The sequence below is a fragment of the Streptomyces sp. NPDC059255 genome, assembly GCF_042752355.1.
GTDB lineage: Bacteria > Actinomycetota > Actinomycetes > Streptomycetales > Streptomycetaceae > Streptomyces.
The window spans coordinates 16,178-30,159 of record NZ_JBHYZP010000056.1; the positions used below are offsets into that span (position 1 = coordinate 16,178).

General features: G+C 70.0%; 10 protein-coding genes. 5 read left to right on the forward strand and 5 right to left on the reverse strand.

What is annotated here, in order from left to right:
• Nucleotides 1–697: 697 nt before the first annotated feature.
• The 4 genes from ACFXKG_RS38640 to ACFXKG_RS38655 form a co-directional block, all read right to left on the reverse strand.
• Complete coding sequence (locus tag ACFXKG_RS38640) at nucleotides 698–1,309, reverse strand: hypothetical protein (RefSeq protein WP_384849469.1); 612 nt, start codon at nucleotides 1,307–1,309, stop codon at nucleotides 698–700.
• 72 nt (nucleotides 1,310–1,381) lie between these two features.
• Nucleotides 1,382–2,095 (reverse strand): hypothetical protein, encoded by a 714-nt coding sequence (locus ACFXKG_RS38645; RefSeq protein WP_384849472.1) that lies wholly within the window; start codon nucleotides 2,093–2,095, stop codon nucleotides 1,382–1,384.
• A gap of 691 nt (nucleotides 2,096–2,786) precedes the next feature.
• Nucleotides 2,787–3,938, reverse strand: a complete 1,152-nt coding sequence (locus ACFXKG_RS38650) for a recombinase family protein (protein WP_384849475.1) — start codon at nucleotides 3,936–3,938, stop codon at nucleotides 2,787–2,789.
• A 146-nt stretch (nucleotides 3,939–4,084) separates the two neighbouring features.
• Nucleotides 4,085–4,771 carry a TetR/AcrR family transcriptional regulator gene (locus ACFXKG_RS38655; protein WP_384849478.1) on the reverse strand — a complete coding sequence of 229 codons (687 nt, stop codon included), beginning with the start codon at nucleotides 4,769–4,771 and terminating at the stop codon, nucleotides 4,085–4,087.
• A gap of 187 nt (nucleotides 4,772–4,958) precedes the next feature.
• Between ACFXKG_RS38655 and ACFXKG_RS38660 the strand changes: the two genes are divergently transcribed.
• From ACFXKG_RS38660 to ACFXKG_RS38675, 4 genes are all read left to right on the forward strand, one after another.
• Nucleotides 4,959–6,077 (forward strand): serine hydrolase domain-containing protein, encoded by a 1,119-nt coding sequence (locus ACFXKG_RS38660; protein WP_384849481.1) that lies wholly within the window; start codon nucleotides 4,959–4,961, stop codon nucleotides 6,075–6,077.
• 561 nt (nucleotides 6,078–6,638) lie between these two features.
• Nucleotides 6,639–8,174: a Mu transposase C-terminal domain-containing protein gene (locus ACFXKG_RS38665; RefSeq protein WP_384849525.1), complete on the forward strand. Its 1,536-nt coding sequence runs from the start codon at nucleotides 6,639–6,641 to the stop codon at nucleotides 8,172–8,174.
• Nucleotides 8,171–8,983 (forward strand): AAA family ATPase, encoded by an 813-nt coding sequence (locus ACFXKG_RS38670; protein ID WP_384849484.1) that lies wholly within the window; start codon nucleotides 8,171–8,173, stop codon nucleotides 8,981–8,983. Before ACFXKG_RS38665 ends, ACFXKG_RS38670 begins: the two co-directional genes overlap by 4 nt.
• Nucleotides 8,984–9,049: 66 nt before the next feature.
• The gene (locus ACFXKG_RS38675; RefSeq protein ID WP_384849487.1) at nucleotides 9,050–10,276 is read left to right on the forward strand and encodes a hypothetical protein; all 1,227 of its coding nucleotides are present in this window, start codon (nucleotides 9,050–9,052) and stop codon (nucleotides 10,274–10,276) included.
• Nucleotides 10,277–10,318: 42 nt separating this feature from the next.
• Here ACFXKG_RS38675 and ACFXKG_RS38680 read toward each other — a convergent pair whose 3' ends face one another.
• A complete protein-coding gene (locus ACFXKG_RS38680; RefSeq protein WP_384849490.1) occupies nucleotides 10,319–12,295 on the reverse strand; it encodes a Helicase associated domain protein in 1,977 nt (658 codons plus the stop codon).
• A gap of 317 nt (nucleotides 12,296–12,612) precedes the next feature.
• On the opposite strand from ACFXKG_RS38680, the gene ACFXKG_RS38685 reads away from it, so the two are divergent.
• The gene (locus ACFXKG_RS38685) at nucleotides 12,613–13,917 is read left to right on the forward strand and encodes a hypothetical protein (protein ID WP_384849492.1); all 1,305 of its coding nucleotides are present in this window, start codon (nucleotides 12,613–12,615) and stop codon (nucleotides 13,915–13,917) included.
• Nucleotides 13,918–13,982 lie beyond the last annotated feature (65 nt).

The following is a 13,982-nucleotide window of genomic DNA, read 5'->3' on the forward strand; positions in this document are numbered from 1 at the left end:
GTACATGGCAGCACGGCCCCAGGGGATGGACGAGGAGGCGCAACGGCGCTGGTTCTTCGAGGCCCCGGGGGTCCCGGGGGGGGGCCCCCGCGGGCCGGAACAAGGCGCCCCCCCCCACCCCCGCCCCCCCCGCCGCCGCCCCCCCCCCCCGCCACAGCCTTCGGTGTGCGGAGCCAGCTTGTCCACGCGTGACGCACCCAGGCGCAGACGCGGGGGCGGGCAACGGTGATACAGCGAGCCGCCGCGTCCAAGGCGACATCCACGACGAGGCTGGCTACCTCGCGGGCAAAGACCTCAACGAGGTAGCGGCGGAACTCGTCGTCGTGGGATCGGTGGTCGTAGCAGTCGGCGTACCGGTCGGGGGCGTCGAAGAGTTCGGCCTGGCCGATGAGCGAGTTGTCCCGATCGTCGCGTACGGTTCCGCGCATCCCGTCGGAGGAGGCGCGGGAGCAGTCGAGGTGGGTGCCGGCGGGGTACACGGCCTCTACCAACCTGCGGTTCGGGGGCCGTTGGTTGTCAGTCATGGAAGGACTGTAGGAGGCGGCATCGACAGCGCGGGGGTGAAGCCCATCGCAAGAGCTTTCACCAGCTCCGTGATCTCGCCTGGGGAGGGAGAGCTCGACGGTGTCGTAAGAGCCCAACGGCTGTGTGTTGTTGCCGATTCTTGTCAGCCTCGAGCCCGTGTTCATGCGTCGGGTCAGCCGGGTTCGGGGAAGCCGGGCAGTCCAAGCGGCACGGGGGCCTGTTCGGCACTGGTTGCGGCGTTTTGCAGCAACATCCGGAATCGTTCCCCATCCACGGGCCGTACGGTGACCTTGCACCCGTCACCGCGACCGGCATCGAGGGCGGCCAGAGCCCGCTGTCCGTCTTCCTGCTCGGTGGCGACACGGGGATGGAAGATGAGCACAGGTCCCAGTCGCAGACGCCGTCCGGCGAGGGTGACGGCGAACTCCTCGGTACTGCACCGCACTGACTGCTGCTCCTCACTGAGCAGGGCGCGCAGGCCAGGGGAGTCCTCACCGGTCAGCGTGAAGCTCAGGCGGGGCAGGAACGGGGAGATCACACACTGCCCATCCACCAGAAGACGCGCCAAGCGCAGAGCGATCCGGTCGGTCGGGGACAGCTCGGCCGGAAGCGGGAAGCACTGCTCGCAGTGACGCTGCACGACCTCCAGGTCCTCGACATAGCGGCGCAGCTCCGCCACCTCCTGGTGCGCCGCCCCGGACTCTGCCGGGAGATCGCCGCCACCGACCGTCCCCGTGCTCGTGCGGACCTCGAAGGCGCCACCGGTCACGATGCGCTGGCGCATCCGGAGCAGACGCAGCGCCGCAGCAGGTTCCAGCCGCTCCAGCGAGAACTGAAACGCATCGACGCCGGCATCTCAGTCCTGCGGGGAACCAGCAGCTCCAGCTTCCCGCCCCGGCAGCTCCACATGGACCGAACGGCCGATACTGCCACTGCCCAGATGCCCCAGCGTTCCCGGGTAGGAGGCGGTGACCTGTTCCCCGTCGAGGAAGACCACATCCACCCCCCTCTCGCCCGGCGGGACGGCAACCACCGGCCGCCACCGCACCTCGATGTCCCGGTGCTGCCCAGACAGCCAGTCGGGCCCGTTCACCGTCAGGCAGTGCACCGCCTCGCGCGGCAGCACCACTTCCTCCGGCACACCGAATCCCAGGCTGCGCCGCACTGCTGCGGTCAGCTCCGGGGCCCAGGGGCCGTTCCCGGTCACGGTGAACTCCACGGGGGAGATCTCATGGGCCCGCGGGTGCTTGCCACGCAGCGTCTGCACCACGGTCTCGCCCTGCCGGGCGAAGTCCACCGTCCAGTGGTCATCCAGCCCGTCGACCTGCCGCCCCAGCCCCGCCACCCGGGCACCAACATCGGGCAGGCCGCCCATCAGCATCGCCTGCTCCTGCCCGAAGACCTTCGCCGCGTCGTAGAGCTGGTTCCGGGTGAAGGATGCCTCCAGATCCGCATGTGTGGCCATCAGCCCGTCCAGCTTCGCCCGGTCCCACACCCGCACCTGCACACCCTGCCCGGCCGCCAAGGAGGCCGCGAACTCCCGTTCGGGAGTAGTCAGCGTGCAGGGCACCACAAGAACCATTCGATAGCCACAGGCCCCCGCTCCACGCTGGTCTCGCTGGGCCCATCCTCCCACCCGGTACTGACACCACCTGCGGCTCGCTGTCCGGCCGGCCGGTGCACATGGCATGGGTGGTGCGAACGCTCTCGTCACGCCAGCTGGCAGGGCAGAAGGGAGAAGACGCTGTTGCGTCCCGCCGGGCCAGCCCTTAGGCGGGGCCTGCTCGGGACGCTTCAGCCGGCCCCGCCCCCACGGGGTGCGCGGCTACCGGGCGGGCGCGGCCAGGACGGCCGCTACCTCCCTGTCGTAGTCTCTCGCCCGCCGCGCTTCGGGTTGGTCGTGTGCCGGGGTGGCGCGGCGGGTGCCGGGCCACCAGCCGGAGGGCGGACTGCTTGGACGGCTCGACGGAGCGCCGGGCCCGGGAGTGTGCGGCGGGGGCTCGGGGCGGCGGTAGTTCTTGACCTGGATGTCCATGCGGTCCCCGGCGGCGGTGCGCATGCTGATGTCGACCCCGGTGTCCTGGTACGGGGATGAGGCGATCCACCCGTCGGGCAGGCCGGACCCGCTGCGCTGCGCCTCGCGCGTGATCGCAGTGAACAGAATCTCCTCAAGTGCCTCGGCGGGGAGCTGGCGGGCGATCGCGGCCGCCGTCCCGGTGAGTTCGTGGCGCTCCGAGCGGGCCTCGACGATGGTACGGATGTCATTGCGCCGGGGGCGCGGGCCGGACGGGGCGGGTTGCGGTGACGCGCCGGTAGGCGTCGGTGTACAGGCGCTGGACAGCCGGACTGATACCGCAGGCGGTCAGGAACGTCACCAGCTGGGTGACGTTGGCCGGGAGGCCTTTGCGCTGTGCGGGGACTGCGGAGGTCCCCGGGGTGCCGTCGAGGGGCTGGCAGAGGTCGAGGAGTCGGCGGTGGATCGCGGGGACGGCGGTGACGCGCAGGGTGTAGCCCTGGCCGCGCCGTACGGTCACGCCCTGGTCGAGCGCGGCGCGCTCGGCGGGCTCCAGGCCGGTGGCTCGGAGGAATTCGGCGACCTTGCCCGGCATGTCGACGGCGACCGCCAGTTCCGGGGCCGGGGCGTCTGGGTCGGCGGCTGTGTACTCGGGCAGGAGGTCGGAGACGGCGGTGCGGATGGCGCCGCGGCTGACGTCGTGGTCGCGGGCGAGGGCGGCGATGGACCAGCCTTCCAGGTATGCGGTGCGTACATCGGCGGTCTGGGCGGCCGCCACGGCGGGGCGGCGCCCGCCCTTGTTGCCCTTGGCCTCGGCGGCGCGCAGTCCGTCGTAGGTCAGCTCGCGCTGGAGGTCGCGTTGGAGTTCGCTGGCGGCGGCGAGGGTCTGCACCATGAACTTCACGGTGGACAGCAGCTCGCCGGTGCGGGGGTGGCGGGCGGTGAGGTCTATGGCGGAGAACGCGCCGTCGTGGATGCGAAGCGCGAGACGGTCACGGTGCAGGACGTCGAGCACGTCGAGGATGTGCTGATTGCCGCGCACGAGACGGAACATCTCGGAGATGTGCACGGTGTCGCCCGGCCGCGCGTAGGTGAGCAGTTCGCTGAACTTCGGGCGCTGGAGCGGGTGGAGGCGGCTGGAGGTGCCCGGGTCCTCCTCGAAGACGACCGGGTCCTCGATCCCGGCCTCGTCCAGGACGAGGTCCTGCCGGGCGGTGGACTGCTGGTCGGTCGAAGGCGATCGGCCCAGCCGCCTGGCCAGCTGCCGGCCAGATTCCCCGGCGGCGATGCCGCGGGATATCTCTTCGCGCTCGCTGCTGCTCAGGTGCCGCTCTGATCGCTGCTGAGGGGTGAGGCGGACGCCGCCGCTCTGGTACAGGAACCGACGCGCGTGCTGCATCGGTGCCCCGAGCGCCCGCCCGATCAAACTGAACGATTGCCCCTCGCGCCAGCGTCTCCAGATCTCATCCTGCTGAGCCGGCGAAAACCCGTAGTCACGCACCTGCGCCTCCACGACCACATGATCATCCGTGGGTGGTGCGTTGATCACTTGAGGGTGCCTTCGTTTACCGACACTCCCGAGCAGATTGCAGCTTCGATTTGGGCGAGTTGGGCGGCGAGGATGTCCTCGAATGCGGCGCGACGGTCCGCCCCGAGGGGGCGGACGTCGCGGGCGAAGTGAGCCAGGGCCGGGAAGCGTTCGGGGTCGGCGCCGAGTACCGCGACGCGGAACAGCTCCATGCCCTGTTCGTACTCTTCGGGGGTGACGGTGCTGACCCCGGCCTCGGAGGCGATCAACGCGGCGATGAGGACCGCGATCCGGTGGTAACGCGCCGGGATCTCCTCGTCGGGCAGTCCCGACGCTCGCAGCGCCTGTAGCGCCTCTTCCATGACCAGCCGGGAACCGGTACCGCTTGACGCGTGGCGTCCCCAGACCGCGGCGAGCTGGGGCTGCTGTCCGAATGCCTCTCTCACGCGCAGGGCCAGGGCCGTGATGCGCTGCTTCCAGTCGCCCTCGGGGCGGTGGCCGTCCATGGCCGCGAGAAGAATCCGGTCGGCGACCGCGCGCAGCAGTTCGGTCTTGCTGCGGAAGTGCCGGTAGAGGCTGGAGGAATCGGTCCCGAGGGCCGCGGCTAGCTTGCGCACACTGAACGACTCGGCGTCGCTCGTGCGCAGCAACTCCGCCGCCGCATCCAGGATCTCTTCGGTCGACCAGCGCCTTCGGCCTGCCATCTCGCTCCTCTCGCCGGATCTCAGCCTAACCTATGCACTTGGTGTTGCACGCACCGCGTGCATAATGAGGACATGGGCATGCCGGGCGGCCCGGCAGGAGGCGGGCCGGCATGCCACTCGTGCCCTGTTATCCGGGTCAGGCGACCGATGCGGAGCTCACCCCGGGGAATACGAAAGGACGCATGACGTGAAGAACCCACTGGATTCCGCGGCGCTGAACGCCGCCATCGAAAACGTCCACCGCGCCGGGATGCCGGGCCTGTTCGCCGAGGTGCGTGACGGCGACCAGGTCTGGCGCGGTGCCGCCGGGGTCGCCGATGTCGCCACCGGCCGCCCCGTCACCGCCGACATGCGGCACCGGGTCGGCAGCATCACCAAGACCTTCACCGCCGCAGCGGTCCTGCAACAGGTCGAGAGCGGTCAGATCGGTCTCGACACACCGATCGGCCGGTACCTTCCGAAGCTGGCTCCCCGAGAACGCGGTGACGCCATCACGGTCCGGATGCTGATCAACCACACCAGCGGCCTCGCCGAGTACCTCCCGTACGCCTACCCCTCCCTCAAAGCGTTCCCCGCCCTCGCGGACACCGGACCCCAGAGCCTGGACGACCACCGGTTCACGCGGTTCAACCCCACTGAACTGATCGAGATGGGGGCCACTGCACCTGCCGCCGGCACCCCGGGCGGTACGCCGGGGGTGTACTCCAACACCAACTACCTGCTCCTCGGCGAACTCCTGGAACAGGTGACCGGCACTACGGCCGAGCGGTACATCACCCGGAACGTCATCGAGCGCGCCGGGCTCCGGGACACCGAATTCCCCGCCGGACCGCATGTCGACGGGCCGCACTCGCAGCTCTACGAGGCGTGGTTCGGCATGATCGACCCGCCGCGCGACTACAGCGTCTACGACATGTCATGGGTGGGGCCGTCGGCCTCGCTGACATCGACCGTCGCGGACCTCAACCGTTTCTATGGCATGTTGCTGGCCGGGGAGATCGTCAGTCCGTCGTCGCTGGCGCAGATGCAACGCACCGTCCCGGTCGTCTCCCAAGAGGGAAGGACGATCGACTACGGCCTCGGCCTGCACCCGATGGAGGGTCCCGGGCAGGGCATCTTCTGGGGCCATGGCGGCACGGTCTGGGGTGGTGGAGCGCTGGCCATGACCCGTGCCGACGGCAAGCGGCAGATGGCGGTCGCGGTGAACCTGCAGAGGTGGAACACGCTCGACTCCTCCGGCAAGCCGCAGCCCCATCCCATCGACGACGCGCTTGCGGCTCTCTACCGCGTGGCGATGTACGGCTGACCGGGCCGGGGAGAGTGACGGCCCCCGTCCGGACGCCTTTTACCGGGTCCGGCCGCCGTGCCGAGCGGTTCCCGGATATCCGCGTCCGCTGTACGGCACCGCCTCTACCGTCCAGCCCGAGTGCCGATCACGGGGGTGACGGAAGGGGCTGGTGTGGGGCGGGATCTGGGTCTGGACGGGGTGGTGGACCACTTCACCCTGTCAGGTGACGAGGCGGGCTGGTGGAGGTTCTTGTGTTCTTGTCTGGTGTGGTTCTCGTTGCAGTGTCCAGGTGGGTGGGTGCGGTTGGGTGGGCTGATTGGTGTTGTTCTGTGGGGTGTCCCGGGTGATGGTCGAGGGTGGTGGAGCTGGACAGTGAAGTGAGGGTGGCTGGTCAGTGGTTGAGAATCAGCAGGTCAACGGGGTGAGGACTCCAATGGGGTGGGGTCCCTGCTTGATCATTTTTTGGTGGGCCGTGGTGCCCGTTGTAGTGGGGGGAGAGTGTTGGTGGGTTGGTGGGGTGGGGGTGTTGGTGGGGTGGTGGGGTGGTGGGCGGATGCCGGGGTGTTGCGGCCGGTCGCGGTGCGCAGGTTGCTGGCGCTCGCCGAGCGGGGGGAGTTGACGGCGGGTCATCGGCGGATGGTCGCTGAGACGCTGGGGGTGTCGGAGCGGACGGTGCGGCGGTGGCTTGTGGCAGCGCGTGAAGACGGCCGCCTGGAACGGGCTGAGCGCTGCCGGTTCACGGTCACGCCGGCTGTGGCCCGCAAGCTGGCGTTTCATCGGGGGAGCGTGGCGGCGTTGCACCGGGAGTTGGCGGGCGAGGCGGCCGCGAGGGGTGATGCGGGGCCGTCTTTGGCGACTTTGTACCGGGCGGTGGAGCGGGATGTGTCGCCGGGGTTGCGGGCGGGGATGCGCGGTGGTGAAGCGGCCCGCCGGGATCATGACGTGTTTCTTGAGCGGCCTGCCGGTCACCGCAACGAGGTGTGGGAGGCTGACCACGTCCAGGTGAATGTTGAGGTGGACATCGACGGGGCTCCGGGTCGGCCGTGGGTGACCTGGTTCATCGACTGTGCTACGCGGGTGATCTGCGGGTTCGCGGTCACCGCTCAGGTCCCTTCCCGGGAGTCGGTGTTGGTGGCGCTCAGGGACGCGGTCTCGCGTGAGGGGGAGCACGGCCCGTTCGGCGGTCTGCCGGGGGCGGTGCGGGTAGACCGCGGGCGGGACTTCCTGTCGCGCACGGTGGGGGAGGCACTCGGGGCGTTCGCAGTGCCGGTGGTGGACCTTCCCGGCTACAGCCCGCATCTGAAGGGCACGGTGGAGGCGTTGAACAAGGCCGCGAAGCAGATGTTCTTCGCCTCTCTTCCCGGCTACACCGCCGCTCCGCGCCTGAAGGGCGGCAAGAAGCCGGCCGCCGGGCAGCGGCTTTTGCCGCTTGAGGCGTTCATCGAACTGCTGGGGCAGTGGGTGACCTGGTGGAACACTGAGCACCAGCCCCGCTCGCTTGCCGGCAGTACACCCGCGGCAGCCTGGGAAGAGGATCTGACTCCGGTCGAGGACGCTGACCCGGGCGCGCTGCACATGTTCACCCTCGAGGACGACGGACGCGTGCGCACCCTGGGCAACAAGGGGGTGCGCTGGCGCAGCCGGCACTACGTCGATGCGTGGATGACGGGGCAGGCCGGGCGGAAGGTGCGGCTGCGTTACATGCCGCACCATGAGCACGAGATCGAGGTCTACGACGCAGCTACCGGGCGGCACTTGGGGTCGGCGTACCTGTCGGACCGGGCGAGTGCGGAGCAGATCCGGGAGATGAAGCGGGCCCGTGCCAGGGAGGCCGACCGGCTCAAGCGGCTGCTTCAGGCGGCGGAGAAGGACCGCGCCACCCGCTACGCGGCCGCTACCCGCGGCACACCTGCCGAGGTGCTCGGCACGGTCACCGAACTGGAGGCCAGCACCGCGGTGCGCGCGCTGGCCGCCGCGGACCTGACCGAGGTGGCGCTGCCCGGCTATCTGCCGCTGCCCGCCCAACTGCCCGCGTCCTGGACCGCGCCGGACACGGTCAAGCCGACTGCTCCCTGCCTCGAAGACGACGACGAGAGAACCCCTGCGCAGCGATGAACGCCATACCCGCCGCCCGCTCCTCCTCGCCCCGCCCGCGACGCGGCCCGCTCCCGCCGCCACGCGCTGACCACTACCTGTCGCTGCCCGACGCGCACGTGATGGGAACGGCGGCGCTGAAGGAGACGCTGGCCAATCTCGGGGAGGTGATCGCCGCGCGCGGGATGATGTGCGTCTACGGGGCGGCGGGGCTGGGCAAGACGATGTCGGTCAACGCCTCGCTGCGGGAGCTGGCGCCGGGCGTGACGCGCCGGATCGAGTTCCGCGGCCGGCCCACCGTGCTGGACATCCGCCACAACCTGTTCAACGTGCTCGGGCTGCCGGGCAGACCGCCCAGGCAGCCGACCGCGTTCGACACCCTGCTGAAAGACGTGCTGGCCGATCAGTTCCGGGTCCTGGTCTGTGATGAGGCGCAGTGGCTGCGGGAGGAGTCGTTCGAGTACTTCCGGCACCTGTTCGACGACCTGTACACCGACATCGCGGTGGTCTTCGTCGGCGGCGGCAATACCTACGAGGTACTGGCCGGCAAGGACATGCTGGCCTCCCGTGTGCACATCTGGCAGGAGTTCCGGCCGCTGACCCGCGAAGAGGTCCTGACCACGATCCCCGCCTACCACCCGGTGTGGCACCGAGTGGATCCCGATGACCTTCTGTACTGCGACGACGTGGCCGCCCACGGCGTCTTCCGTACCTGGGCCAAGATCACCTACCACCTGGGGCGGGCACTGGAGGCCACCCCCAATCTTGAGGTCAACCGGGACTTGCTGCGCTGGGTCTTCAGCAAGCTCGGCCGCCGCACCCGGCCGTGAGCACTCCCGGCCCCGCCCGCATCTGTCCGCCGCGCCCTGACGCCGACTGAAGACGCCCACGCACCCGTGAACGACACATTCCCTGACGTCACCGTCCTGCTCGACCCCGGCGACGACGCCGCTGTCACCCGCGCGGCGCTCGCTGGGCACAACCCGGCGGCTGGCTGTATCACCGTCCACCCCACCCCGGGGACGACCAGCGACCGGTATTTCGCCCATGACCTCCTGGCGGCGCTGGGCAAACCCGCGCACCTTCCGGGCTATCCAGCTTCCCGCGCCCCGGTATGGGAAGCCGCCACCGCCTGGCTGGCAGCGATCTGCACGAGGCGCCTGACGGTCCTGCGTGCTCACCTGCTCACCCGTACCCGCCTGCAACGCCTGCTCGACCTGCGGGCGTTCACCGGAGCGCACCTGGTCCTGGTGTGCCACCGCTCCCGTCCGACCGCTGCCCTGCGCGACGCTCTCACCGGCGTGCCTTACACGCTCGTCCATGCCTCGGCCGCCGGCGACCTCCTCGCCGGGGCGGCCGTGTCCGGCCCGGGCCGGCCTGCCGCGCCGCCGCGGGCGGCCAGCCGCTGGATCACCGGGCCGGCGCTGGAACGGCTGGCGGACTGGGACGGATCAGACCACTGCATCGGATGCGTCCCGCCGCCGATCAGGTGGCGGTACCGGACCCGGCCGAGGCCGCGCTCTTCTCAGACCGCCGCGGAGATTGCCCGCCGTATCCACGGCGTCACCGCGCACCCCCGCTTGGCCGCTGCGCTGGCCGCCGCCGTCTTCACCGGCGCCGCCGGGCAGCAACTGGGCACCGCGCGCCTGGCGGACTGGCGCGAGGACGCCTCCACCCTGGCCCTGCACGACCCCCTCGGGCAGATCGACGGCTGCGCCACCCACCCCGTGCCCGCCTGGGCGACCGTCTTCCTGCGCGCCGCAGCCCGCTTCACCCGCCTCACCCCCGCACCCGGCACACCCCTGCTCATCCGACCCGAGGAGCACTCTGGCCTGCTTCGGCTCGCCGAACAGGCCCGGCTGCGCCCGCCGCAGCCCAGCACTGACATCGAGCGTGGCGCCGTTCCTGCTCGTGGGATCGAGTGGTTCTACCGCGAGCTGACGGAGTCAGGCATGGACACCGAGGTGCCCCAGCACGCCCGGCGTCCGCGACTGCGTGTACGGCGTGCCAACAAGCCCTCGGCCGGCGCGCCACGAGCAGGTCGCGCGGAAATCCGCGTGAGCTGCTCGACCGAGGCCGAGGTAGCGGGCGTCGCCGAGGGCTGCGTGGACGGAAGGCCATGAGCACGGGGCGGATTCTGCTGCGGTGGGCTCCGGCCGCCGGCTTCAGTTCCAGCGCATGCCGAGCTGATCGAGGGCCTCGATGCGCTGTGGGTGCAGTCTCGCTCGGCGGGAGCGCTGGTTGGCGATCCATATCCCGAGCTTGATCTTGGTAGCGTCGGTGATCTCCACATGCTGGCGGGGGACGTTCAGGTGCCCTTCACGCTGTGCGTAGGCGGCCGCGGCGGCGAGGTTCCGCGCGAACTTGTGGTCCTGGGTGAGGTGCGGTGCGCTCTGGACGCCGCCACCGTTAGGCGTCACGCCCAGCTCGGCCAACAGCCGGCGCTGTTCCTCGTGGAGAGTGTCCCAGTTGGTGTGCTGGTGGGCCAGCCAGGCGCCGATGTCTTCCCCGGCCATCACGTGGCCGGGGGCGATATCTGCTGCTCCTCCCGCAGTGACATGCTGCCGCAGCAGGGTATAGCGGCGTTGCCACACGAGCGGCCACTGAGGACACCAGTATGGGTCGACCTCGGCCAGTGCAGCTTTGCGTTTCGCACTCAGCGCCCCCCGTGCGCCGTCAGCACGGCGCGCCTCTCGGCGCCGGTTGGCCAGCCACGTTCCGACCGGGTAACCGTCCATGACGGCGCTGTGCCCGGCCGCGAGGTGGCCGTGGGCGGCATGGTAGGCGCGGGCCATCTGAAGACCGGCGTTGAACATGTGGTCGGGGTGGCTCCACACCATGCCGAGGCGTTCCAGCGCGTCGACGCGCGCTCCGGCCAGCTGCCCGGTGCTGTAGGTGCGGCGCTGGTCGGCGATCCACCGTCCCAGCGGGAACGCGCCGTCCGCGGCGTAGTACTGCACGTTCAGGTGGCCGTGGGCGACGTGGAAGCGGCGGGCGGCGGACCAGCCGCGCAGCCATCCGCGCCGCTCCAGGTTGATCACCCGCAGTCGGACGAAGTCCGCGATGTCGGCGGCATCCCGGGCGGTGGCGAACAGCAGCGGCCCCTGCAAACCAGCTGCGCCGGTGGTGCCGTTGCCGGGCCAGGCGGCGAGCCGGTCCACCACGTCGGTGTCGTGGGCGGCCAACGCGGTCAGAACCTTGACCAGCGGCAGGTAGGAGCCGGATGCCAGCCAGTCCTCACGGCGCTCGTCGGGGGAGAGGAAGACCGGCACCACCAGGGAGGCGACCTTGTCCCCGCGCGGGCTCTGCCGCAGCGCGCGTCCGACGGTCTGGACGGTGTCGACGATCGACTCCCTCGGGTCGGCGAAGACCACCGCGTCCACCTCGGGCATGTCCACGCCCTCGGCCAGCACCCGGGCGCTGGACAGTACGCACCGCTCCGCCACCACACCGTCCGCGCCCCAGCCGCGGGCGAACTGGGCCAGCACTTGCCGCCGGTGGGCCATCTGGTGTCCGCCGTACAGCCAACCTGACCACACGCCCCGCGGATACACCGCCGGCTTCTCACGCCACAGGTGATCTGATGCCTCCGGAACTGCCTGGGCAATTGCGCGGGCATCCGCGACGCGGTGATGGAAGGTCATCACACGATCAAGCTGGTGGCGGGCCGCGACCTTGAGCACGGCCGTGGTCAAGGCCTCCAGCCGCACCGCGCTCACGTCGGCCTGTGAGCCTTCCTCCGGTGCCAGCGCCTGGGAGCCGATCTCCAGCACGATGATCTGATAGCGAGCCAGGAGCCCGCGGGCGATGGCCTCGGCCAGCGACAGCCGGTAGACCACCGGGCCGAAGATCTGCTCGTCGTCCATCGAGGCCACAAGCGCCGGCTCGCTCTCTGCCTCGTCATCCCCGTCATCCGCGGCCGCCCAGGGATCAGCCAGCCGCGGCGTCGCCGTCAGATACAGCCGCCGGACCGCCGGCAGCGCGGCATCGTCATGGACCGCCGCCCACGGCTTTCCCCATGGCCCCGACGTGCGGTGCGCCTCGTCCGTTTTACCGACTGAAGTGGTGTTGGGAATGCCGCTGGGCTGACGTTTCAGGTGTCGTACATGTTCGCGATGTCGGGGTGGTTCGGGGGGCGTCATGGCGACGGCTGACACCCAGCACCAGGGGACCAGCACAAGACGGTGACCGTCGCCGTGGACGGCGAGCCGGTGGAAGTGTCGAAGCGTACGACGCCGATACCGACGCGACGGTGCACCCCGTGGTTCGGACTGCGGGGCGGCATGGGTACTCGTTCACCGGCGCAAGGGGGCGCCGTGCGTGATGGGGAGGCGTTCGTGCCGGTCTCCATCGGCCTTTTGACGGTGGCGTTGTCAGTGGCGCGTGGTACACCTGTCCATTAGATGAACTTGTCTGATTTTCGCGCTAGTTGATCAAATATCGAGTGAAGAGGTGCGACATGGTCGAGACGGAACTGCCCGGACAGGGGGTGGTGTTCTGGCCGGTGGGCACGGGAGACTCCACCACGATCGTGCTGGGCGACAACCTGGTCATGCAGGTGGACTTGCGGGACATGAAGGCCGCAGACGAGGACGACGCGGTGGTCGCCGCCGTCATCGACCGCTTGGAGAAGACCCTCCCGCGACCCGACGGCGAGACGGCCTACCTGGCGGTCTTCGCCCTGACCCACGCCGACTCGGACCACTGCTGCGGCTTCGGCGACCTGCTGGAGAGCTCCATCCTGATCGGGGAGATCTGGGCGACGCCCCGGCTGTGGCGCGAACTGTCCGAGGACAAGCCGATGTGCGAGGACGCACAGCGCTTCCAGGACGAGGTGGAGCGACGCGTGGACGCCACCCTCAAGGCCGTCAAGGACGGCAAGGAGCCGACCAGTGGAGACCGGGTGCGCATCATCGGCTACGACGAGGACCGCGAACTGCACTCCTACGCCGAACTGCCCGACGAGTACTTCACCTTCCCCGGCGACGTGATCACCAAGATCGACGGACAGGACGTCGAGGACCGGTTCGAGGCGTTCGTCCACGCACCGTTCAAGGACCACTGCGCCGGCGACCGCAACGACACGTCCTTGGCCCTGCAGGTACAGCTGAAGGCCAGTGACGGCACAGTCGGCCGACTGCTGTTCCTGGGCGACCTCGCCTACCCCATCATCAAGATGATCGTCGAGAACAGCGAGGCCGCGGGCAACGCGGACCGGGTGGAGTGGGACGTGCTGCTCTCCCCGCACCACTGCTCGAAGAAGGCCATGTACGCCGAGGGCGAGGACGGCGAGGAGGAGCTCAAGCAGGACCTTCTTGACCTGCTCCAGGCGCATGCCAGCCCGGACGCCCGGGTGATCGCCAGCTCGTTGCCCTTCCGCGAGAAGGACGAGAAGGGCAACAACCCGCCGCACCTGCTGGCCCGGGACGCCTATGCGTCGATCACCGACTACGAGGTGCTGTGCACGGGGGAGTACCCCTCCAAGGAGGAACCCCGTCCGGTGGTCTTCGCCCTGGAGCCGGGCCTGGGCCTCGAATTGGTGGACGTCGCCGACCTGGAGAGCAAGGCCCGGATGCTGGAGGCTGCGGGCGGGGGACGCCGGCTGCTGGCCGCACTGGGTGCCTCCCGCTACCCGGCCGCGGCCTTCGCTGCCGGTGCTGGCCTGCCGCACCCGCGGGGTACGGACGCCGCGCGCGCCGGTGTGCAGCAGGCCAGGGGTGACAAGGCCGAGCCCGCGGTGCAGATCGGATTCGGTGCCGCGTGAAGGACAGCACCACCTTGGAACTCACCGAGGGCCAGCAGCTCGCCCTCGACCAGCTGCACCGGATC

What these genes read in the sequence shown, in the direction of transcription:
- ACFXKG_RS38640 (WP_384849469.1), bottom strand. Translation starts at nt 1,309, where the DNA reads ATGCGCCAGCGCATCGTGACCGGTGGCGCCTTCGAGGTCCGCACGAGC.
- ACFXKG_RS38650 (WP_384849475.1), bottom strand. Translation starts at nt 3,938, where the DNA reads ATGCAGCACGCGCGTCGGTTCCTGTACCAGAGCGGCGGCGTCCGCCTC.
- ACFXKG_RS38655 (WP_384849478.1), bottom strand. Translation starts at nt 4,771, where the DNA reads ATGGCAGGCCGAAGGCGCTGGTCGACCGAAGAGATCCTGGATGCGGCG.
- ACFXKG_RS38670 (WP_384849484.1), top strand. Translation starts at nt 8,171, where the DNA reads ATGAACGCCATACCCGCCGCCCGCTCCTCCTCGCCCCGCCCGCGACGC.
- ACFXKG_RS38680 (WP_384849490.1), bottom strand. Translation starts at nt 12,295, where the DNA reads ATGACGCCCCCCGAACCACCCCGACATCGCGAACATGTACGACACCTG.
- ACFXKG_RS38685 (WP_384849492.1), top strand. Translation starts at nt 12,613, where the DNA reads ATGGTCGAGACGGAACTGCCCGGACAGGGGGTGGTGTTCTGGCCGGTG.